Origin of the sequence: Donghicola sp. XS_ASV15, from assembly GCF_041224595.1 — a bacterium.
GTDB lineage: Bacteria > Pseudomonadota > Alphaproteobacteria > Rhodobacterales > Rhodobacteraceae > Donghicola.
On the sequence record NZ_JBGFGN010000157.1, the window covers coordinates 266,844 to 287,974 of the forward strand.

General features: G+C 59.4%; 17 protein-coding genes. 12 read left to right on the forward strand and 5 right to left on the reverse strand.

Annotated features, from left to right (window positions below; genetic code table 11):
* The first annotated feature begins 21 nt into the window (after positions 1-21).
* The 5 genes from pepN to AB9K37_RS15755 all read left to right on the forward strand — a co-directional run bounded on the left by pepN (position 22) and on the right by AB9K37_RS15755 (position 7,130).
* The gene (gene pepN, locus AB9K37_RS15735; protein WP_369840580.1) at positions 22-2,574 is read left to right on the forward strand and encodes an aminopeptidase N; all 2,553 of its coding nucleotides are present in this window, start codon (positions 22-24) and stop codon (positions 2,572-2,574) included.
* Between the two features lie 130 nt (positions 2,575-2,704).
* Positions 2,705-3,574 (forward strand): 1-acyl-sn-glycerol-3-phosphate acyltransferase, encoded by an 870-nt coding sequence (locus tag AB9K37_RS15740; RefSeq protein WP_369840582.1) that lies wholly within the window; start codon positions 2,705-2,707, stop codon positions 3,572-3,574.
* 116 nt (positions 3,575-3,690) lie between these two features.
* Positions 3,691-5,202 (forward strand): Asp-tRNA(Asn)/Glu-tRNA(Gln) amidotransferase subunit GatB, encoded by a 1,512-nt coding sequence (gatB, locus tag AB9K37_RS15745; RefSeq protein WP_369840584.1) that lies wholly within the window; start codon positions 3,691-3,693, stop codon positions 5,200-5,202.
* A 134-nt stretch (positions 5,203-5,336) separates the two neighbouring features.
* Positions 5,337-6,209, forward strand: a complete 873-nt coding sequence (locus AB9K37_RS15750; RefSeq protein WP_369840586.1) for a DUF3800 domain-containing protein — start codon at positions 5,337-5,339, stop codon at positions 6,207-6,209.
* A 369-nt stretch (positions 6,210-6,578) separates the two neighbouring features.
* Positions 6,579-7,130 carry a DUF4177 domain-containing protein gene (locus tag AB9K37_RS15755; RefSeq protein WP_369840588.1) on the forward strand — a complete coding sequence of 184 codons (552 nt, stop codon included), beginning with the start codon at positions 6,579-6,581 and terminating at the stop codon, positions 7,128-7,130.
* 3 nt (positions 7,131-7,133) lie between these two features.
* Here the strand turns inward: AB9K37_RS15755 and AB9K37_RS15760 are convergent, their stop codons facing one another.
* Positions 7,134-7,412: a BolA family protein gene (locus AB9K37_RS15760; protein WP_369840590.1), complete on the reverse strand. Its 279-nt coding sequence runs from the start codon at positions 7,410-7,412 to the stop codon at positions 7,134-7,136.
* A gap of 77 nt (positions 7,413-7,489) precedes the next feature.
* On the opposite strand from AB9K37_RS15760, the gene AB9K37_RS15765 reads away from it, so the two are divergent.
* From AB9K37_RS15765 to AB9K37_RS15790, 6 genes are all read left to right on the forward strand, one after another.
* Complete coding sequence (locus AB9K37_RS15765; RefSeq protein WP_369840673.1) at positions 7,490-8,116, forward strand: DnaJ domain-containing protein; 627 nt, start codon at positions 7,490-7,492, stop codon at positions 8,114-8,116.
* Positions 8,117-8,343: 227 nt separating this feature from the next.
* Positions 8,344-9,327 (forward strand): cobaltochelatase subunit CobS, encoded by a 984-nt coding sequence (gene cobS / locus AB9K37_RS15770; protein WP_072707159.1) that lies wholly within the window; start codon positions 8,344-8,346, stop codon positions 9,325-9,327.
* A gap of 321 nt (positions 9,328-9,648) precedes the next feature.
* Complete coding sequence (locus AB9K37_RS15775) at positions 9,649-9,903, forward strand: hypothetical protein (protein ID WP_369840592.1); 255 nt, start codon at positions 9,649-9,651, stop codon at positions 9,901-9,903.
* 83 nt (positions 9,904-9,986) lie between these two features.
* Positions 9,987-11,879 (forward strand): cobaltochelatase subunit CobT, encoded by a 1,893-nt coding sequence (cobT, locus tag AB9K37_RS15780; RefSeq protein ID WP_369840594.1) that lies wholly within the window; start codon positions 9,987-9,989, stop codon positions 11,877-11,879.
* Positions 11,876-13,669: an aminopeptidase P family protein gene (locus AB9K37_RS15785; protein ID WP_369840596.1), complete on the forward strand. Its 1,794-nt coding sequence runs from the start codon at positions 11,876-11,878 to the stop codon at positions 13,667-13,669. The genes cobT and AB9K37_RS15785 overlap by 4 nt, the downstream gene beginning before the upstream one ends.
* A 55-nt stretch (positions 13,670-13,724) precedes the next feature.
* The gene (locus tag AB9K37_RS15790) at positions 13,725-14,069 is read left to right on the forward strand and encodes a DUF427 domain-containing protein (protein WP_369840597.1); all 345 of its coding nucleotides are present in this window, start codon (positions 13,725-13,727) and stop codon (positions 14,067-14,069) included.
* Between the two features lie 57 nt (positions 14,070-14,126).
* On the opposite strand, the gene AB9K37_RS15795 is transcribed toward AB9K37_RS15790, so the two are convergent.
* A complete protein-coding gene (locus tag AB9K37_RS15795; RefSeq protein WP_369840599.1) occupies positions 14,127-15,758 on the reverse strand; it encodes a chloride channel protein in 1,632 nt (543 codons plus the stop codon).
* Between the two features lie 121 nt (positions 15,759-15,879).
* Between AB9K37_RS15795 and AB9K37_RS15800 the strand changes: the two genes are divergently transcribed.
* Positions 15,880-17,262, forward strand: a complete 1,383-nt coding sequence (locus tag AB9K37_RS15800; protein ID WP_369840601.1) for an FAD-binding oxidoreductase — start codon at positions 15,880-15,882, stop codon at positions 17,260-17,262.
* A gap of 73 nt (positions 17,263-17,335) precedes the next feature.
* Here the strand turns inward: AB9K37_RS15800 and recN are convergent, their stop codons facing one another.
* From recN to lpxC, 3 genes are all read right to left on the reverse strand, one after another.
* Positions 17,336-18,988: a DNA repair protein RecN gene (recN, locus tag AB9K37_RS15805; RefSeq protein ID WP_369840603.1), complete on the reverse strand. Its 1,653-nt coding sequence runs from the start codon at positions 18,986-18,988 to the stop codon at positions 17,336-17,338.
* Positions 18,989-19,021: 33 nt separating this feature from the next.
* On the reverse strand, positions 19,022-19,897 hold the full coding sequence (locus AB9K37_RS15810; RefSeq protein ID WP_369840605.1) for an outer membrane protein assembly factor BamD: 876 nt from the start codon (positions 19,895-19,897) through the stop codon (positions 19,022-19,024).
* Positions 19,898-20,008: 111 nt separating this feature from the next.
* On the reverse strand, positions 20,009-20,929 hold the full coding sequence (gene lpxC, locus AB9K37_RS15815) for a UDP-3-O-acyl-N-acetylglucosamine deacetylase (protein WP_369840607.1): 921 nt from the start codon (positions 20,927-20,929) through the stop codon (positions 20,009-20,011).
* Positions 20,930-21,131: the final 202 nt, after the last annotated feature.

Below are 21,131 nucleotides of genomic sequence, written 5' to 3' on the forward strand. Positions count from 1 at the left end.
CAAAAGACTTTAGGAGACGCGATGAAAGACGCTGCCCCCCAGACATTCTATTTGTCCGACTACACGCCCCCCGCGTTCCTGATCGACGAGGTCAGCCTGACCTTCCGACTGGCGCCAGAGGCAACCCGCGTTATCAGCCGCATCCACTTTGTGCCCAACCCCGACACCACCGATCGCAGCTTCTTTTTGCATGGCGAACAGCTGAAATTGATCAGCGCCAAGATTGATGGCCACGACGCCAATCCGACCCTGACCCCCCATGGCCTGACCGCCGAGGTGCCGGACCACGAATTCACGTGGGAAGCCGAGGTCGAGATCAGCCCCGCCACCAACACCGCGCTCGAGGGGCTCTATATGTCGAACGGCATGTACTGCACCCAGTGCGAGGCCGAGGGCTTTCGCAAGATCACCTACTATCCCGACCGCCCCGACGTGATGGCCCCCTTCCACGTGCGGATCGAGGGCGACCTGCCCGTCCTTCTGTCCAACGGGAACCCGGTAGATCAGGGCGAGGGCTGGGCCGAATGGTCCGACCCGTGGCCCAAACCCGCCTACCTCTTTGCTCTGGTTGCGGGCGATCTGCGCGCCACCAGCGGCACCTTTACCACGCGCTCCGGCAACGAGGTGGCCCTGAACCTGTGGGTCCGTCCGGGGGACGAGGGCAAAACCGAATTCGGGCTCCAAGCCCTGAAGGATTCGATGAAGTGGGACGAGGATGTTTACGGGCGTGAATACGACCTCGACCTCTTTAACATCGTGGCCGTGCACGATTTCAACATGGGCGCGATGGAGAACAAGGGGCTGAACATCTTCAACTCCTCTGCCGTTCTGGCCAGCCCCGAAACCTCGACCGACGCCAATTTCGAACGGATCGAAGGCATCATCGCCCACGAATACTTCCACAACTGGACCGGCAACCGCATCACCTGCCGCGACTGGTTCCAGCTCTGTCTGAAAGAGGGCCTGACTGTCTTCCGAGACCAGCAGTTCACCTCGGACATGCGCAGCGAACCGGTGAAACGGATCAGCGACGTGCTAATGCTGCGCGCTCGCCAATTCCGAGAGGACGCAGGCCCCCTCGCCCACAACGTGCGCCCTGAATCCTATCAGGAAATCAATAACTTTTACACCGCGACTGTGTATGAGAAGGGCGCCGAAGTCATCGGGATGCTCTATCGTCTGGTAGGCGAGACGGACTACTACCGCGCGCTCGACATGTACTTCCAGCGCCACGACGGGCAGGCCTGCACCATCGAAGACTGGATCGCAGTGTTCGAGGATGCCACAGGCCGCGACCTGACCCAATTCAAGCGCTGGTACACGCAGGCGGGCACCCCCCACCTGACCGTGACCGAGGAATGGGTGAACGGCACATACAACTTGTACTTCAAGCAAGAGACCAAGCCCACCCCCGGCCAGCCCGACAAACAGCCGCTGGTCATCCCCATCGCCGTCGGCCTCTTGGCCCATGACGGCTCCGAAATCGTGCCGACGACGCTGCTGGAAATGACCGAGGCCGAGCAGACATTCAGCTTTGACGGCCTGACCGAACGCCCCATCCCCTCGATCCTGCGGGAATTCAGCGCGCCCGTGGTCCTGCACCGCGACACCAACAATCAGGAACGCGCGTTCCTCTTGGCGCACGACACCGATCCCTTCAACAAGTGGGAGGCGGGCCGCGCGCTGGCCAAGGACGTGCTGGTGCGCATGATCACCAAAGGGACCAAGCCCGACACAGGCTTCCTTGACGCGCTACGCCAGATGGCCCTCGACGACACCCAAGACCCCGCCTTCCGCGCCTTGGCCATGGCGCTGCCGTCCCAAGACGATATCGCGCAGACCCTGTATGCCAGCGGTGTGACCCCCGATCCCATGGCGATCTATGGGGCGGTCAAAACCCTGTCCCGCGCCATCGCCGAACACATGAAGGACGATCTGCCCGCCCTGCTGGCCGCCAACACGGTCACCGAACCCTACCTGCCCAACGCCGAGCAATCGGGCAAGCGCGCGCTGGCGAACACCGCTCTGTCCCTGCTGTCCAAGCTCGACAATGGCGCGGCGGCACAGGCCCAGTATGACGCAGCGGACAACATGACCCAGCAGCTGTCGGCCCTGTCCTGCCTGATCCGCGCAGGGGCTGGCGCCGACGCGCTCGCCAAGTTTGAACAGCAGTGGCACGGCGACCGTCTGGTCATGGACAAATGGTTCGGCCTTCAGGTCATGCTGGCAGAGCCAGAGGACGCCGCACAGGTCGCCCAGACCCTGACCGAACGCGCCGACTTCGACATGAAGAACCCCAACCGCTTCCGCGCGGTCTTTGGCGCGCTGGCCGGAAACCCTGCCGGATTCCACCATCCCTCGGGCGACGGCTACCGGACCATGGCCGACTGGCTGATCAAACTGGACACGGTGAATCCCCAGACCACCGCCCGCATGTGCAGCGCGTTCGACACGTGGAAACGCTATGACGCCGACCGTCAGGCCATGATTCGCGACCAGCTGGAACGCATTGCTGCAAAACCCGACCTGTCCCGCGACGTAACAGAGATGGTTGAACGTATTATGGCGGCATAACCTCGCCCACGGCGGGCAAATCGCGGCACAGCGCTTTGCCCGTCACATCATTTTGACTAGCCTAGGAAACAATCGTCTCACTTCGCGGTTGTCACATTACCTTCAAGAATTTCTGGTGTCTGAATTGGACATGAAAGATCGCATTGACCCTCTGATTTCGGAACGCGCCCCTTGGCTGTTCGCAGACCGCCCCGGCACCCGTGTGGCGCGGGGCCTTCTGAATTCCATGCTCAGCTATGACCGCACCATCCGCATCGGCGAGCATGTCCAGAACATGCCCGCCCCGCAGATCATGGAGCATATGGCCAGCCTCTTAGCCCGCGACGTCGAAGCCTCTGGCCTGCACAATATCCCCGCCTCGGGCCCTGCCCTGATCGTGGCGAACCACCCCACGGGGATCGCAGACGGGATCATCCTGCAGCACGTGATCCAGAACGTCCGCGATGATGCGTATTTCTACGCCAACTCGGACATCCTGCGCATCCTGCCCCAGTTCGACGCGATGATCGCCCCCGTCGAATGGCGCAAGGACAAACGCAGCCACGGCAAAACCCGCGAAACCATGGCCTATACCCGCAAGGCCGTGGACGCAGGCCGCCTTGGGGTAATCTTCCCCTCGGGCCGTCTGGCAAAGCGTCGCAAACTGAAATTACACGAACGCCCGTGGATGGCCTCTGCCGCGATGATCGCGCGCAAGTTCGATCTGCCCGTCATTCCGGTGAACATCCGCGCCCGCAACTCGGCGCTGTTCTATCTGTTCGACTTCATCCACCCGACCCTGCGCGACATCACCCTGTTCCACGAGACCCTGAACAAGCACCGCCAGCCCTTCCGCATCACCGTGGGCGAGCCGATCTCGGCCAAGGCGCTGCCTGTCAAATCCGAAGAGGGCATCGAAATGCTGCGCGAGGCCACGCTGGCCTTGGGCGGCCGCTATGCCCCCACGGTTGATCTGGTGCAGAACACCCGCCGCCCGAAATGGGTGAAACAGCTGGGCTAACACGGGCCACAAACCACAGCGCCCGTTGATCCCCCCGCACGCATGGGCTAATCCCTCTGGCAACAGCAGGCGCATCCGCGCCTCCCATTGGATTCCGTTAGCCAAACGAGGCCCCCATGCTTGATCTGACCTTCGAGCCCCCGAAACCCAAAGTCATCGCCGGTGCCAAATACGATTGGGAACTGGTCATCGGTCTTGAGGTGCACGCGCAGGTCAGCTCGAACGCGAAACTCTTCTCGGGCGCATCGACCAAATTCGGCAACGAACCGAACAGCAACGTGGCCTTCGTGGACGCGGCCATGCCCGGGATGCTGCCCGTGATCAACGAATTCTGCGTGGCCCAAGCGGTCCGCACCGGTCTGGGCATCAACGCCGAGATCAACAAGTGGTCGGCCTTTGACCGCAAAAACTACTTCTACCCCGACCTGCCGCAGGGCTACCAGATCAGCCAGCTCTACCACCCCATCGTGGGCGAGGGCGAGATCATCGTGGACATGGGCCCCGGTGTGGCCCGCAAGGTCCGCATCGAACGCATCCACCTCGAACAGGACGCGGGCAAGTCGATCCACGACATGGACCCCAACATGTCCTTCGTGGACCTGAACCGCACCGGCGTCGCGCTGATGGAAATCGTCAGCCGCCCCGACATCCGTGGCCCCGAAGAGGCCGCCGCCTATGTGGGCAAACTGCGCCAGATCCTGCGCTACCTTGGCACCTGTGACGGCAACATGCAGAACGGCAACCTGCGCTGCGACGTGAACGTGTCGATCTGTCGTCAGGGCGCCTACGAGAAGTTCATTGAAACCGGCGACTTCGGCCACCTCGGCACCCGCTGCGAGATCAAGAACATGAACTCCATGCGCTTTATCCAGCAGGCCATCGAATTCGAGGCACGCCGCCAGATCCAGATCGTCGAGGGCGGTGGCACAGTCGATCAGGAAACCCGTCTCTACGATCCGGACAAGGGCGAAACTCGCTCCATGCGCTCCAAGGAAGAGGCGCACGATTACCGCTACTTCCCCTGCCCCGATCTGCTGCCGCTGGAAATCGACGACAGCTTCATCGACGACATCCGCGACTCGCTGCCCGAACTGCCCGACCAGAAGAAAGCCCGCTTTGTCACCGAACTGGGCCTGTCGGAATACGACGCGTCCGTCCTGACCGCCGAGGTCGAGGCCGCCGACTACTTCGAAGCTGTGGCCGCAGGCCGCGACGGCAAGCTGTCCGCGAACTGGGTCATCAACGAACTCTTTGGCCGCCTGAAAAAGGACGACAAGGACATAACGGGCAGCCCCGTTTCGCCCGGACAACTGGGCAAGATCGTAGGCCTGATTTCCTCGGACGCCATCTCGGGCAAGATCGCCAAGGATCTGTTCGAAATCGTCTACACCGAAGGCGGCGACCCCGAAGCCATCGTCGAAGAGCGCGGCATGAAGCAGGTCACCGACACCGGCGCCATCGAGGCTGCGGTGATCGAAGTGATCGAGGCCAACCCCGCGCAGGTCGAAAAGGCCAAAGCCAACCCCAAACTCGCGGGCTGGTTCGTGGGTCAGGTCATGAAAGCCACCGGCGGCAAGGCCAACCCCAAGGCCGTCAACGAGCTGGTCATGGCCAAACTGGGCCTCTGATTATTAGCGAAAGCTGGAAATGCGAAAGGCGCTCCATTCGGGGCGCCTTTGTTGTTTGAAACGAACGAAAAATACGGCTTGCGCCCCGAAACACGCGCTCGCATAATTGGAGAGATAGATATCAAGAAAATGTAATGAATAATTACAAATACGTCCTCTATATTGATGAAGCTGGCGATGACGGGTTATCGAAAGTCAAACCTCTCGACGAGAACGGCGCAACTGAGTGGCTGGTTATTTCCGGATATTTAGTTAGATCTAAGCATGAGCATTCGATACAGTTCTGGCTAGACGACATTTCCAAAGAGATAAACTCTCAATCTCGGGTAATTCATTTTCGAAAACTTAGCCCCACTAAAGGGAAACGCGCAGCCGAACTTTTGGCAAAAAAGTCCGCACGAGCTTTCGTCGTAGCCTCAAACAAGAAGAATATGCGAGGATATCGAAATGTTAGAGCCGAACAAGCAGGTGGGAAACAGTGGTTCTACAATTGGCTTGTGCGCATATTGCTGGAAAGAGTGACTGAGTTTTGTAGCCTTGATTGTGGTGGTAGCCCAGATGAAAATTCAAAGATTAAAATAGTTTTTAGCAAACGCGGCGGGCACTCATACGGTCAAACAAAAGCATATCTTGAGTGGCTCAAAATCCAGAGCAATCCAGTTCTGAACAAACGAAGAGTCGACTTTCGATTTCTAAAATTTCCGTTGATTGACTATGTTCCACATTATCTGGAAGCTGGTCTTCAATGCTCAGACATTGTGGCGAGCGCGTTCTATCGCTCGATAAATATCGATGGAAAATCTCAAAACATTGAGGCAGCGCAAAACCTAAGACGAATCTTGGCACGAGGTGAAACCAAAGAAATTAAGGATTCTGGATTGGTTTTACTGCCGAGCGATCCACGCGTACTCTCGCTCACTGAAGAGCAGGCAAGCATTTTTCAATATTATGGTTTCTCCAAGCGGGAAACAGCGCAGGATCGGGGCCGTTTTGACCAGAAGCGATAGCTCAATATCCTATGTGTCGAGCGTCCGATGGCCCGCCTATCAACTGGTGTTCAAGGCAGCGGTTACCAAGCGATCCTGCGCCTGCACTATCGCATATTGCCAGCAAAAGTTCATCTACTTATTCGGAAAATTTCTCCCCAACGTACATACGTCAGCCATACGTAAACCATACGCTTTCCAGACCTGACCCAAGGGCCAAACACGGGCCCCAGAGTGCTGCTCTGCACAGCATCTGTAACAAGGAATGAACAGACCGCTCCTGAGTCGGCATCAACCTGCCGCAAAGTTGTGTGAAGGCGTTCGCGAACCCTTGGCGGGTGCAGCATGAGCAGATATACAGCGGCCTCGGTTCACAAGAGGACAGTTTCCATGGCCCAATACGAATTCCGCGTGATTCCCGCGCCGACCAAAGGTCCCAAGGTCCCCGGGCTCAAGACCAACGAGGCGCGTTACGCCCATGCGGTCGAGGAACTGATGAATGATCTGGCGCAGGATGGCTGGATGTATCACCGCGCCGACACCCTGCCCATGGAGGTCCGCGAGGGCCTGCGCGGTACCAAGACCGTATTCCAGAGCCTGCTGATCTTCCGCCGCGAGATTCCGTCCGAAGACGTTGAAATCGCAGCAGAACCCGAAGTTACAACCATCACGCCCCAGCCCCTGAGTGCCACCGTGAAGGCCGAACCAGAGCCGGCGGCCGCGCCCAAGGAAGACAAGCCTCTGAAGGCCGAGCGGGCCAAAGCGACGATCACGAACGTCCGCGTCTCGCCCAAGCTGAGCAACGCCAAGATCACTGTGCAAGAGGGTGAAGAGATTCGGGGCTTTGAACCGGACGAGCCCGAACTGGACCGCGAAGATACGCCGAACAGCGTGCTGATGTCTCGGGCCCAGCGTATTTTCGCCGGACCCAAGAAGGACTAGAGATCAGGCCCTGTCACTCAGGTTCAGCGCCAGCGCGTGGATGCGGCCCATCAGGTCCTTGCCAATCGCTGCGTGCACCGCGCGGTGGCGGGCCACGCGTCCCATCCCCGCAAACTCAGAACTCACCAGAGTCACAATAAAATGGCTCTCCCCACCTTCCTGATAGCCGCCGTGACCGCGATGGCTCTCGCTATCGTCCACAATTACAATCACTTGCGGCTGAAAGGCCGCTTCCAACCTTGACCGCATCTCGGCCGCAACAGGCCCATCCGTATTAGACATTTTTTTCGTCTACCCCCTTCAATCCGGCGTCAGTCGGTTTAAACTCTCTCGTCCGAGTCGAAAAGGGAATGCCCATGATCAAACGCGACGACCCCTTTGGTTTCGATATGTCCGTCTCTTCTGCCAAGAAGAAAAACCCGCGCGGTCGCCGCGGGATGTCCGGTGCATCCGAGACATCTACCCGCAACTGCGAACACCCCGGCTGCGAAGAGGCCGGAAAGTACCGTGCACCCCGCGCGCCCGATGTGCTGGATGAATACCTGTGGTTCTGTAAAGACCACGTGCGCGAGTATAACCAGAAATGGTCATTCTTTGATGGCACCACCGAGGCAGAGCTGAACGCGCAGCGTAGCAAGGACCGTGTCTGGGAACGCAAGACCAAACCGATTGCTGACCCCGAGCAGCGCGCTTGGGCCCGTTTGGGCATTGAGGACCCGCATCAAGTGCTGGGCCAGAACGCGACGCGCAACCCGGGCAAGTCCTCCAACGGCCACACCCGCAAGCTCCCCCCGACCGAACGCAAAGCGATCGAAATCCTCGAAGCCAAGGACCACTGGACCAAGGCCGAGATCCGCAAAGCCTACAAGGCGCTTATCAAGGTTCTGCACCCCGACATGAACGGCGGTGACCGTTCGGACGAAGAAAAGCTGCAAGAGGTCGTCTGGGCTTGGGACCAGGTCAAAGACAGCCGGAACTTCCGCTAATCGTGAACAGGCCGCCTTTCTCGGGCGGCCTTTTCTCTGTGCGCCTCTACTTTCTGCTTTGTGGAAATACTCATGGCACTGCGCCCGCCACGCATACCTTCCCAGCACATGAGCAGCCCGCCACCAATCTGCGCGTAACAAACTTCGCAGATTGCTCTTTCCCTTGTAGCCCCGCGCATTATGGTGCACCACGCAAGTGAAGGTTTGAAAGCAAGAAGGTGACAGCGATGGGCGACCGCAAAGAAGCTGTGGTGAAACCGACCGAACAGATTTCCGTACGTGATGTTTTCGGCATTGATACGGACATGATCGTCCACGGCTTTGCCGAGGAAAACGACCGCATCCCAGAGCTTGACCCCACCTACAAGTTTGATCCCGACACCACTTTGGCGATCCTTGCAGGCTTTGAAAAGAACCGCCGCGTGATGGTGCAGGGCTACCACGGGACAGGCAAATCGACCCACATTGAGCAGGTCGCCGCCCGCCTGAACTGGCCCACCGTGCGCGTCAACCTCGACAGCCACATCAGCCGTATTGACCTGATCGGCAAAGACGCGATCAAGCTGAAAGACGGCAAGCAGGTGACCGAATTCCACGAAGGCATCCTGCCTTGGGCGCTGCGCAACAACGTCGCGATCGTGTTCGACGAATACGATGCGGGCCGCGCGGACGTGATGTTCGTGATCCAGCGTGTTCTGGAAACCGACGGCAAGCTGACCCTTCTGGACCAGAACGAGATCATCAAGCCACACCCCTATTTCCGCCTGTTCGCGACTGCGAACACTGTGGGTCTTGGCGATACCACCGGCCTCTACCACGGCACCCAGCAGATCAACCAGGCGCAGATGGACCGCTGGTCGCTTGTCGCGACCTTGAACTATCTGTCGATCGACGCCGAGACCAACATCGTGCTGTCCAAGAACCCGCACTACAACACCGAAGCAGGCCGCAAGACCATCAAGCAGATGGTCACCGTCGCCGATCTGACCCGCAAAGCATTTATGTCGGGCGATCTGTCCACGGTGATGAGCCCCCGTACCGTGATCGCATGGGCCCAGAACGCAGAGATCTTCCGCAATGTGGGCTACGCGTTCCGCCTCACCTTCTTGAACAAATGCGACGAACTGGAGCGCCAGACCGTGGCAGAGTTCTACCAGCGCCTCTTCAACGAAGAGCTGCCCGAAAGCGCAGCAAGCGTCGCTCTGGCCTAAGGTCAAATACTACCGAAATGAGAGGGTCGCGCAGCAATGCGCGGCTTTTTTTCTTGGCTTCTCCGTGGCATAGGGGTCAGGAAAACCAGAATTTCTCGCCATTCGGATAGGTTTCCCGACGATTGGCTTATTTGACGTTTCATAAAAGCGTCATACTCTTGTTACATGAAACACAGAGCCCTATGCCGGATCGGTGCTGCGGCCCTCTTGTGTGTATTAGGGACAGCACCCTCCGCCCTTCCTTTTTGGGCCCATCAACGGGTCCAGTTATTCGCGACCTGTGCGGGTCGCTTCGAAGCAATGTCTTTGGATCATCGCGAGATGGACCGAAGCAAACGCAGCGCTATGCGAAGTCAGGTCGAGGGGTTCCAGTCCCTTGTAGATGCCCTTTTGCCCGATGCACTGGCCGAAGAAATGCCGGAAAACATGCCCGTGAAGTGGAAAGCGACCGGCTGGTCCGAAATCGCGCATCTCTTGACCGAGGTACAATACTCCGTCGATCCGGGCCGTGTGCGCCGCGCCTCCGACATGCTCGGGAAGCGCATTGAGGAATGCGAAGGTCTGCTTTTGTCCTAAGGATTTAGGCAGGCGCTATGGTCAAGCCGCCCTCGTGCGTCTAGGTTGCGGAGGATGAACGACGTCCTCCGAAAGCTGGCACCATGAAGAAGTCCGACAACCCCGCCGATCCGTTCAAGAAGGCTTTGGCCGAAGCCACCCGCGTCATGTCGGAAAACCCCGATTTGACCGTGAGCTATTCGGTCGATCCGGCAGGCATGTCGGGCGACTCCATGCGCCTGCCCCAAGTGTCCCGCCGGATGACCCGTGACGAGGTTTTGATCGCGCGCGGCACAGCAGACGCGCTGGCGATGCGCAGCCGCTACCACGATGCGTCGGTCGCCGCGCGCTACATCCCCCAAGGCGATATGGCCCGTGGCATTTACGAGGCAATGGAAACCGCCCGATGCGAGGCAATGGGTGCACGCGACATGCCCGGCACGGCAGGCAACATCGACGCAAAAATCGCCCACGAAGCCAAGACCCGCGCCTATGAACAGGTGACCGAGGCCAAGGACATCCCGTTGTCCGTCGCTGCCGGCTATCTGGTGCGCAATCTGGCCACGGGGCGCGACCTGCCTGCGGGCGCGGACAACGCGCTCGACCTGTGGCGCGATTTCCTTGAGGGCCAAGGGGCCGAGACCCTGACGGACATCGACGATGTGTTGTCCGACCAGCAGGCCTTTGCCAAGTTTGCCCGTCAGTTCATCACCGATCTGGGCTACGGCGACCAGTTGGGTGAAGACCCCGACGAATTGGACGACGAGTCCGAGGATGACGAAGCGCAGGAAGAAGAGCAGGAAGAGGACGAAAACCCCGATTCCGACGGCAACGAGGAAAGCGAAAGCGACGAAGGCGAAGCAGAACCAGAGCGGTCTCAGGATCAGCAGATGGATCAGGCCCAGGCCCAAGTCTCGATGGAGGAAGACTCTGAGCTGGAGCTTGACGAGGAGACCGAGCTGCCCGAGGGCGATGCGCCCATGGAGCCCCCGCCCCCTGCCCCCCATTCCGAGGCCGATCCCGACTACAAAGTCTTTGAGACCAAATTCGACGAGGAAATCCGCGCCGAAGATCTGGCTGATCCCGCCGAACTGGAACGTCTGCGCGCCTATCTGGACCAGCAACTCGAGCCGCTGAAGGGGGCTGTCAGCCGTCTAGCGAACAAGTTGCAGCGTCGCCTACAGGCGCAGCAGAACCGCAGCTGGCTGTTCGATATGGAAGAAGGCATTCTGGACGCTGGTCGTCTGGCCCGTGTGGTTGCGAACCCCACGACGCCCCTGTCCTTCAAGGTCGAGAAAGACACCGAATTCCGCGATACCGTTGTAACGTTGCTTTTGGACAACTCCGGCTCGATGCGCGGTCGCCCTATCAGCATCGCGGCCATCTGCGCCGATGTTCTGGCCCGCACGCTGGAGCGCTGCAATGTCAAAGTCGAAATTCTCGGCTTCACCACCCGCGCGTGGAAAGGCGGCCAGAACCGCGAACTCTGGCTGCAACAGGGGCGTCCCCAGCAGCCCGGTCGTCTGAACGATCTGCGCCACATCATCTACAAACACGCTGACGCCCCGTGGCGCCGCGTGCGCCCGAACCTCGGGTTGATGATGAAAGAGGGCCTGCTGAAGGAAAACATCGATGGTGAGGCGCTCGAATGGGCGCACCGCCGGATGCTGGCCCGCCCCGAGGCGCGCAAGATCCTGATGGTGATTTCCGACGGTGCACCCGTGGATGACAGCACGCTGTCGGTGAACCCCGCCAACTTCCTCGAGAAGCACCTCCGCGACGTGATCGACATGGTCGAGAAGCGCAAGCTGGTGGAACTTCTAGCGATCGGCATTGGTCACGACGTAACACGCTACTATGAACGTGCGGTCACAATCACCGATGTCGAACAGTTGGCCGGTGCGATGACCGAACAGCTGGCGAGCCTCTTTGACTCCGACCCCCGTGCGCGTGCGCGTGTCATGGGGATCAAGAACAGCACCCGGAGAGCTGGATGAGTTTTCAAGATTTCGCGGTCACCGCACGGCCCGAGCAGGGGCCGCCGCGCCTAGCTGCTTTGCGCGAACAATTGGCTGCCGAAGGGCTGGCCGGATTTCTGGTGCCCCGCGCCGATGCCCATCAGGGGGAATACGTGGCCCCTTGCGATGACCGTCTGGCCTGGCTGACAGGGTTCACGGGCTCGGCTGGGTTTGCGCTGGTGCTGGCGGATAAAGCGGGCGTGTTCATCGACGGGCGCTACCGCGTGCAGGTCAAATCGCAGGTCGCCGACTGCTTTACCCCCGTGCCTTGGCCAGAAACCAAGGCGGGCGACTGGCTGTTAGAGAAGCTAGATAGCGGCTTGGTCGGTTATGACCCGTGGCTCCACACCCCGCGCGAGATCGAAACGATCGAGGCCGCGCTGGCAGGCACCGAAATCGGTCTGAAGCCGGTCGATAACCTTGTCGACCGCATCTGGGCTGATCGCCCTGCCCGCCCGACAGCCCCTGCCGAAGCCTTCCCCGTCGAGATCGCGGGCCTGACTTCTGGCGAGAAGCGCGAGATGGTGGCAGAAGCCCTGCGAAAGGCAGGCCATGCTGCATGCGTCCTGACACTGCCCGACAGCATCTGCTGGATGCTGAACATTCGCGGCGCGGATATCGCGCACAACCCAGTTGTCCAATGCTTTGCGATTGTGTTTGACGACGCCCGCGTGGCCCTGTTCGCGGACCCTGAAAAGTTCGAAGCGCTTGGCCCTGATCCGAACATCAGCATCGCGCCGCTCGACGCCTTTGAGGGGGCATTAGGCCAGCTCGGCGGGCCGGTCCGGCTCGACAAAACCTCTGTCCCTGTGCTGGTTCAGCAGGTTCTGGAAAGCTTCGAGATCGACATTGCGTGGGGCGATGACCCCTGTGTCCTGCCCAAAGCTTGCAAGACTGATGCCGAGATCGCCGCAACCCGCGCCGCGCACCTGCGCGATGGCGCAGCGATGGTGGAATTCCTGTGTTGGCTCGATCAGCAGACGCCCGGGGCCTTTACCGAGATTGATGTGGTCAAAGCGCTAGAGGGCTTTCGTGCGGCCACAAACCAGTTGCGCGAGATCAGCTTCGAGACCATCTCTGGCAGCGGACCGAATGGCGCAATCGTCCATTACCGTGTGAGTGAGGAGTCGAACCGGACAGCCCAACACGGTGACCTGCTGCTGGTTGATTCCGGCGCGCAATACACCGACGGCACCACTGACATCACCCGCACGATGCCCATCGGCACCCCGACGGCAGAGCACAAAGACCGCTTTACCCGCGTGCTCAAGGGGATGATCGCAATCAGCATGGCGCGTTTTCCCACGGGGATTGCAGGCCGTGATCTGGACGTTCTGGCCCGCAACGCGCTGTGGCAAGTGGGACTGGACTATGACCACGGCACCGGCCACGGCGTTGGCGTTTATCTGAGCGTACACGAGGGGCCTCAGCGCATCTCTCGCGCCTCGACGCTGCCGCTGGAGCCGGGGATGATTCTGTCGAACGAGCCCGGCTACTACAAAGAGGGTGCCTACGGCATCCGGATCGAGAACCTGATTGTTGTTACCCCAGTGGAAACACCCGAGGGCGGCGACCCGCAGCGCGCGATGTATGCCTTCGAAACCCTCACTTGGACACCAATTGATCGCAGGCTGATAGAAACCTCGCTTTTAACCACGGAAGAGCGGGCCTGGCTGGATGCTTACCATGCGACATGTTGGGAGAATCTCGCGTCAAGACTGTCGCCAGAAGCGAAAACGTGGTTAGAGAGCATGACTGCGCCGCTCTGACACGACAGTGTCACCAAAGACTGGCACAGCGATAAAAAACACAGGGGGACTACGCATGACAGCGAACATCAAGATCCATGCAAACGCAGGGACTTATGTTGTACGCGCAGGCGGTGCTGTGTTGGGCGAAAGCTCGAACACTTTGGAGTTGGTAGAAGGCGATCACGCGCCGGTGGTTTATTTCCCTCGGGAAGACATCGCTATGGCCTTTCTCGACACCTCCAACCAGCGCACGACCTGCCCGTTCAAGGGCGAAGCTCAGTACTACAACATCGTGACCAAGAGCACGACGATCGAGAATGCGGCTTGGTCTTATGAAGATCCGGCCAGTGGGCTAGAGCAGATCAAGGGGTTTCTGGCCTTCCACGCCAGCCCGCAACTGGCGATCGAAGAGCTCTGATCCAATTCAGAACGACACCGAATTTGGGGCGTGCCGATGGCGCGCCCTGTTTCGTTCCTAGCTGTGCTCTTCTGCGGCAGTGGCTGCCAGCGCGCGGTTGAATGTGCGCAAGGCGTCCACCTGAAAAATCGCGCCAAGGATCACTGGCCCATCCTCCCCAAAAGCAGACTTCACCACTGGAATGAAAGCCGCGCCGGTTCGGTCGAAAATTGGCATCGCATCCCGTAGGGTCTGCCCCGTCTGAACAAAGGTGCCTTCGGCCACAAGTTCTTCGAGCTGATCGAACGGCGCAGGGTGCTCATGATCCAGCGGGCGCATGATCGCGCCGACCCCGTACATCCCCAAGAGATAAGCCTGAGGCCCCGCCGCCAGCTGCAGGTTCCGACGAGAGAGCAAGGTCAAAAAGAAAGATTGCGCCACCATCCGGCTCGACAGCGCAGTGGACATCGACACGGCCACCATGACAGCCAGACCTGTATGCCAGTCGCCGGTCAGTTCAAAGATGATCAAGGTCGTCGAAATTGGGGCCCCCAGGACGGCGGCGGCCACAGCCCCCATCCCTGCCAAGGCATAGAGTGAGGCTTCGCCTGACACCGCGGGCAGGATCGAAGTGACCACCAGACCGAACGCCAGACCGGACATCCCACCGACCATCAGCGCGGGCGAGAACACCCCGCCGCCCATGCGGCCCGCCATCGTGATCGCCACAGCAATGACCTTGAGGATCGTAAAGACGATCGCCTCGTGCAGGAGCATGTCGCCTGACAGGGCCCGTGCTGTCGTCTCGTAGCCAACGCCTATGATGTGCGGGAAAACCAAGGCGATCCCCCCGAGCAAGAAGCCCGAAATCATCGGTCGGGCCCAAGCGGGGAACTTGATCGCCGCTTCGATCCTGTTGCCCAAGCGATCTGCCCAGAAAATGGATCGCATCAGGATAACTGCGACCAAGCCGCTGACGAGTCCCAGTATGAAAAATGCAGGAAGCTCTACGTAGAATTGCAGGACCGTCCGCGACGACAGGACGAATTCACTCACATCTCCAAAGGCAATCCGCGAGACAACAGTGCCCGCCACGCTTGCGACAACGATTGGAGCAAAAGCATGAATGGCAAAGTGACGAAGCACCACTTCCAGAGCGAACAAAGCCCCTGCGATCGGCGCATTGAAACTGGCTGAAACCGCAGCAGCCACCGCGCAGCCCAAAAGATTACGCCCTGTGATCCCGTCCGTCTTGAGCCAATCGCTTGTCCGCGTTGCGATCACACCAGCAAGGTGCACGACCGGCCCTTCGCGTCCGGTTGAACCGCCGCTGGACAAGGTAATCATCGACGCCAGAGCAGAGGCTAGGCCCTCCTTGACCTCTACTCGTCCGTTGTTGAGCGCAGCGCCCTCGATCACATCGGCGACCGACCGCACGCGCCCATCTGGCGTGAATTTCTGCAACAACAGGCCGACCACCAGCCCGCCAAGGGTCGGGATCAACAGCACCCACAGCCAACTGATGCCTCCGAGATGCGTATGGAGATGGTTGATGTCATCCGTGCGATAGAGCGTGCTTTGCAGCAGTTCGATCCCCAGCCGGAAGCCGACCGCGGCGAACCCCGAAAGAACACCCACGACAAGCGCAATGAGCCAGAACTTGAACTTGGTCGGCCCTTTGGCACGCATCAGTTCAAAGGAACTACGCACTTCCTCTCTTAGATCGCGGAGAGATTCTTTAAAAAACTCTTTCACGTTCGACCGCCAATGCCCCTTTGCCTTTTCCAGACCGCAGGCCCTGTCTATGGTGACCAAAAGAAAGAAGGCCGGCATGACAAAACCAGAAGCGCTCCATGAGCTTAGCACCTTACTAGGACAACGGCTCTCGACCTCCAAGTTTGAACTTGAAGCCCATGGGCGTAGCGAATCCTATTTCCCCCTCACACTGCCCGATGCAGTCGCATTCCCCACCAGCACCGAAGAAGTCAGCGAGATCGTCCAGATTTGTGCGCGGCACGGGCTGCCGGTCGTCGGCTATGGTGCAGGCACCTCGCTGGAAGGTCACGCTCTGGCGCAGAATGGCGGTGTGATTGTCGACTTTCGTAATATGAACCAGATTTTCGACCTCCATGCCGAAGATATGAGCGTCACCGTCCAACCCGGCATCACGCGCGAGGCCCTGAACGAAGAGTTACGCGCGACAGGTCTGTTTTTTCCGGTGGACCCCGGTGCAAACGCGACAATTGGCGGGATGGCCTCTACCCGCGCAAGTGGCACCACAACGGTGCGCTACGGGACCATGCGCGACAACGTCATGGCGCTGGAAGTGGTGCTGGCGGATGGGCGGATCATCCGCACTGGCAGCCACGCCAAGAAATCAGCAGCGGGCTTTGACCTGACCGCTTTGATGATTGGGGCCGAAGGCACTTTGGGTTTGATCACGGAGTTAACGTTGAAACTTCAGGGTCAACCCGAAGCGATTGGCGCTGCGGTCTGTGCGTTTGACAATCTCTCGGATGCGGTCGCGACGGTGATAGATACCATTCAGTTTGGCCTGCCAATGGCGCGGATCGAGTTCATCGATGCTGCCACTGCTGCGGCTGTGAACGCCTACTCGGGATCACAATTGCCTGAATGCCCGCACCTCTTGGTGGAATTTCACGGATCTGAGACCGCGCTGGCCGAACAGGCCGAAGTCTTTGGCGGAATTCTCGCCGAACATGGAGGCAAGGGCTTTGATTGGGCCACCGCCCCCGAAGAGCGCAAAGCTCTATGGCAAGCACGCCACCACGCCTATTGGGCCATCCTCAACAGCCGTCCTAGGTGCCGCGCGGTCGTGACGGACCTGTGTGTGCCGATTTCGCGTCTGGCAGAGGCGGTCGAGGCCACCCGCGCCGATATTACGACCAGCGGCCTGCAAGGGCCGATCCTTGGCCATGTGGGCGACGGAAACTTCCATGCAATCCTCATGATCGATCCCGAGCAACCCGCGGAACTGCAACGCGCCAAAGAGCTATCGGACCGGATGGTGCGCCGTGCCCTTTCGCTTGGCGGAACCGTGACAGGGGAACACGGAATTGGCTCTGGTAAACTGAACTACATGCCGATGGAGCACGGAGAGGGCTGGGTCGTGATGGCACAGATCAAGGCAGCTCTCGACCCGTTAAACATCATGAACCCGGGCAAAGTGGTACGCTTTGGCGCAGAGAGCTAAGCGACGTCGCTCTGTGGCGTCGCTTCGGATCTAAGTATTCTTAAAGCAGAGAGGGACGCGCAGTTCGTTCTGCTTAGTCCTGCGCGATCAGGGCGCGAGCCGCGTCGCGAGCGGCCTCGGTGATGGTATCGCCAGAGATCATCCGCGCAACCTCGTCCACACGTTCGGACGGATCAAGAGGCACGACGCGGCTCAAAGTCTGTCCATCCTGTACGGATTTGCTGACCTGCCAATGATGTTGGCCAAGAGCTGCAACTTGCGGCGAATGCGTAACAACCAGCACCTGCCCGTCGCTGGCCAATCGCGACAAGCGGCGACCAACAGCATCGGCGGTCGCTCCGCCGACGCCGCGGTCGATCTCGTCAAAGATCATCGTCACACCCGACGTGTTTTGCGAGAGACACACTTTGAGCGCCAAAAGAAACCGCGAGAGTTCGCCGCCAGAGGCGATCTTGGCGAGCGGGCCCGCTGGCGCCCCGGGGTTCGTCGCAACGGTGAAAGAGACGCTGTCACGGCCCTCGGGGCCGGCATCGCCAACCTCGATCAAGGTGTGGAAAACCGCGCGCTCCATTTTAAGCGGGGCAAGTTCATCCATCACCGCACGGTCCAACCGCCCTGCTGCTTCACGGCGCGAGGCCGTCAGCGCGTCGGCTGCATCGGCATAGGCAGTTTCTGTGGCTTTTACATCCGCGCGCAGGCGAGCCAGATCGCCCTCACCGGCATCCAATTGACCTAGGCGGCTCCGCAGCTTTTCAGCGAACGCTCCCAGCTCGTCCGGAACAACACCATGCTTCCGAGCAAGGCCGCGGATTGCGAAAAGACGCTCCTCGATGGCTTCGAGTTCGGATGGGTTGAAATCCAGATTATCGAGGACACGTTCAACGCCTTGGGTCGCGTCGCCAAGCTCGTTCATTGCGCGCCCCAAAGCTGCAATCGGCTCGTCCAACTGATTGTCCGCATCACCGGCAATCCCGTCCAACCAACGCATCCCGTCAGCCATGGCACCCTCTGCCCCTTCGAGGCCAAGGATCTGGAACGCCCGCGCCAGATCATCGCGGATCTTCTCGGCGGCCTGCATCCGGCGGCGGCGGGTGTCGAGATCTGCGTCTTCGCCCTGTTGCGGGTCGAGCTGATCCAACTCGGCCACCGCATGGCGCAGGAATTCTTCTTCGCTCCGCATGGCGGCCAACTGCTCTTCTGCCGCAGAGAGCGCTTTGACCGCGCGGCTGCGCGCCTGCCAAAGACCACGAAGATCAGCCAAGAGCGCACCGTGGCCGGCGAAGTCATCCAGAAGCTGTCGATGCCCGCGCGGGTTCAGCAAACCACGATCATCGTGCTGGCCGTGCAATTCGACTAGGGTTTCAGACAGATTGCGCAACACTTGCCCGGAAACGCGTCGGTCGTTGATCCAAGCCGTCTTGCGCCCGTCAACGGTATTGACCCGGCGCAAGATTAGCTCCCCGTCGGCCTCAACGCCCGCTTCTGCCAAGATGTCATGCGCTGCGTGTTCTGCGGGCAAATCGAATTCCGCGATCACCTCGCCTTGATCAGCACCAGAGCGCACAAGCTCGGCCCGCCCGCGCCAGCCGAGGACAAATCCCAAACTGTCGAGCAAGATCGATTTGCCCGCACCCGTTTCACCGGTGAGGACGTTCAAGCCAGGCTGAAACTCAAGCTGCAGCCGGTCGATCAGAAGGACATCACGAATATCAAGCGTTCGCAGCATAGAGTGTTTCCGGTTGCCCGCCCTGCAATAGGATCAGAGCCATTCGCCCCTGATCATCTGGCGGTAAATTTTGGCCAGCCAGCCGTCGCCCTTTGCCTCGGGCTTTAGACCGGCTTCGGTCAACAGCGCATAGGACTCTGCGTACCACTCGCTGCCTTGATAGTTGTAACCAAGAACCGCGCCAGCGGTCTGGGCTTCGTCGGTCAGGCCAAGTGACAGATAGCTTTCCACCAGACGATGCAAGGCTTCTGCGGTGTGAGTCGTCGTCTGGAAATCTGCTACCACAACGCGGAAGCGGTTGATCGCTGCTGCGAAGTGCTCTCGTTTCAGGTAGTAGCGGCCAACTTCCATTTCCTTGCCCGCCAAATGGTCAAAAGCGAGGTCGAACTGTAGGATCGCGCTCTCGGCATACTCGCTATCGGGATAGCGCTCGATCACAGTGCGCAGGGCTTGAAGAGCCTGGAACGTCAGGCCCTGATCGCGGCCCACATCGTCAATCTGGTCATAGTACGACAGCGCCAGCAGATACTGCGCGTAGGCTGCATCCTCGTCTGCCGGATAGAAGTCGATGTAGCGTTGCGCGGCGCCACGGCTATTCTCGTAGTCCTGATCCTGGTGAAAGGCAAAGGCCTGCATGATGAGCGCACGCTTAGCCCAGGCCGAATAGGGATAGAGCCGCTCAATCTCGCCAAAGTAAACTGCCGCTTGATCGGGATCGTCATTGGCAAGCTCATATTCCCCACGTGCAAAGATTTGCTCGGCAGTGAAGTTTTCCAGAGGTTCGCCGGACTGGCCGCCTTCGGCAAAGGCATTGTTATTGGCAAATGGACGTGAACTGAAATCCGAGCAACCTGCCAACGAAAGGCCCAAGATGACTGTCCCGAAAAACGTCTTAAAAGCTCTGTCCATGCTCATACCTGCCCACAATAATCCAGGATCCGGAAGGCGCGAGCGCCTTCGGTCAACGGCGTGTTAGCACAGAAAATTCCGGTGCAAAATGCCTTTGCCACCCTTACGCGATCACGCGACGGCGGCAAGGTCCGAAACATGCAGTCCGACGCCGGGCAAACGGGCAACGCAATCCGCGTCACAATCCACGATGCGGTAGGCTGTCGGATCCGCGAACAGCGCGCGGAGCAACATGTTGGTCAGGGTGTGGCCTGCCTTGAAACCGGTATAGAGACCAAGGATCGGCGCACCCGCCAGAGCCAGATCGCCAAGGGCGTCCAGCATTTTGTGACGAACAGGCTCGTCAGAGTGACGCAAGCCGCCGGGGCTCAGAACCTCTTGGCCATCGACGACAACCGCGTTCTCCATTGTTCCGCCCAAGGCCAAACCATTCGCCCGCATGAATTCGACGTCAGACGCGCGGCAGAACGTCCGGCTGTCACAGAGTTCACGAACAAAGGTACCGTTCGCCATATGCAGGCTCTTGCGCTGACGCCCAATCGCAGCGTCGGCGAAGTCGATTTCAAAGTCGATCTTCAGCGAGTCGGCGGGCGTCAGGGTCGCAGTGGCATCGCCCTTCTCAACCGAGATGGGCTTCAGGACTTCGATCGCAAAGAGCGGTTCGGCCAGCATACGAATGCCTTGCTTGACGATGCCGCGCACGAAAGGCGCGGAGCTGCCATCAAGAATCGGAACCTCGGGGCCGCTGACTTCGATCAGCGCATTATGGACACCGCATCCAGCCAGCGCGGCCATGACGTGTTCAACGGTCGACAGGCTCACGCCGTCGGCATTGACCAATTTGGTGCATAGCGGGGAATGCTCTGCCACGTCCCAGCGTGCAGGGATCAAAGGGTCGCGATCAACGATATCAGTGCGTGTGAACCAGATGCCGTGCCCTGCGGAAGCGGGCCGAATCGTCAAACGCGCGGGCTGACCAGAGTGAAGGCCAACGCCGTTGAAACTGACTTGATTTCGGATCGTAGTTTGCACGTGAACCCCGAGTGTCTGCGCGGATTTACCGCTCGTTGACAGAGAGTTAACGCTGACATGACAAAGGGACAATTCAATCTTTGCAACACGGTGAAACATCCCATCCGTTTGATCGGGCAAAAATATGCCGAAGGATTATTTACAGGTCCAACATCTTGATTCCGAAAAACAAAAAGGCCGCCCGAAGGCGGCCTTGAATATT

Excerpts from the sequence above, each read along its gene's own strand:
- pepN (WP_369840580.1), top strand. The coding sequence starts at position 22 with ATGAAAGACGCTGCCCCCCAGACATTCTATTTGTCCGACTACACGCCC.
- AB9K37_RS15740 (WP_369840582.1), top strand. The coding sequence starts at position 2,705 with ATGAAAGATCGCATTGACCCTCTGATTTCGGAACGCGCCCCTTGGCTG.
- gatB (WP_369840584.1), top strand. The coding sequence starts at position 3,691 with ATGCTTGATCTGACCTTCGAGCCCCCGAAACCCAAAGTCATCGCCGGT.
- AB9K37_RS15750 (WP_369840586.1), top strand. The coding sequence starts at position 5,337 with ATGAATAATTACAAATACGTCCTCTATATTGATGAAGCTGGCGATGAC.
- AB9K37_RS15755 (WP_369840588.1), top strand. The coding sequence starts at position 6,579 with ATGGCCCAATACGAATTCCGCGTGATTCCCGCGCCGACCAAAGGTCCC.
- AB9K37_RS15760 (WP_369840590.1), bottom strand. The coding sequence starts at position 7,412 with ATGTCTAATACGGATGGGCCTGTTGCGGCCGAGATGCGGTCAAGGTTG.
- cobS (WP_072707159.1), top strand. The coding sequence starts at position 8,344 with ATGGGCGACCGCAAAGAAGCTGTGGTGAAACCGACCGAACAGATTTCC.
- AB9K37_RS15775 (WP_369840592.1), top strand. The coding sequence starts at position 9,649 with ATGGACCGAAGCAAACGCAGCGCTATGCGAAGTCAGGTCGAGGGGTTC.
- cobT (WP_369840594.1), top strand. The coding sequence starts at position 9,987 with ATGAAGAAGTCCGACAACCCCGCCGATCCGTTCAAGAAGGCTTTGGCC.
- AB9K37_RS15785 (WP_369840596.1), top strand. The coding sequence starts at position 11,876 with ATGAGTTTTCAAGATTTCGCGGTCACCGCACGGCCCGAGCAGGGGCCG.
- AB9K37_RS15790 (WP_369840597.1), top strand. The coding sequence starts at position 13,725 with ATGACAGCGAACATCAAGATCCATGCAAACGCAGGGACTTATGTTGTA.
- AB9K37_RS15800 (WP_369840601.1), top strand. The coding sequence starts at position 15,880 with ATGACAAAACCAGAAGCGCTCCATGAGCTTAGCACCTTACTAGGACAA.
- recN (WP_369840603.1), bottom strand. The coding sequence starts at position 18,988 with ATGCTGCGAACGCTTGATATTCGTGATGTCCTTCTGATCGACCGGCTG.
- AB9K37_RS15810 (WP_369840605.1), bottom strand. The coding sequence starts at position 19,897 with ATGGACAGAGCTTTTAAGACGTTTTTCGGGACAGTCATCTTGGGCCTT.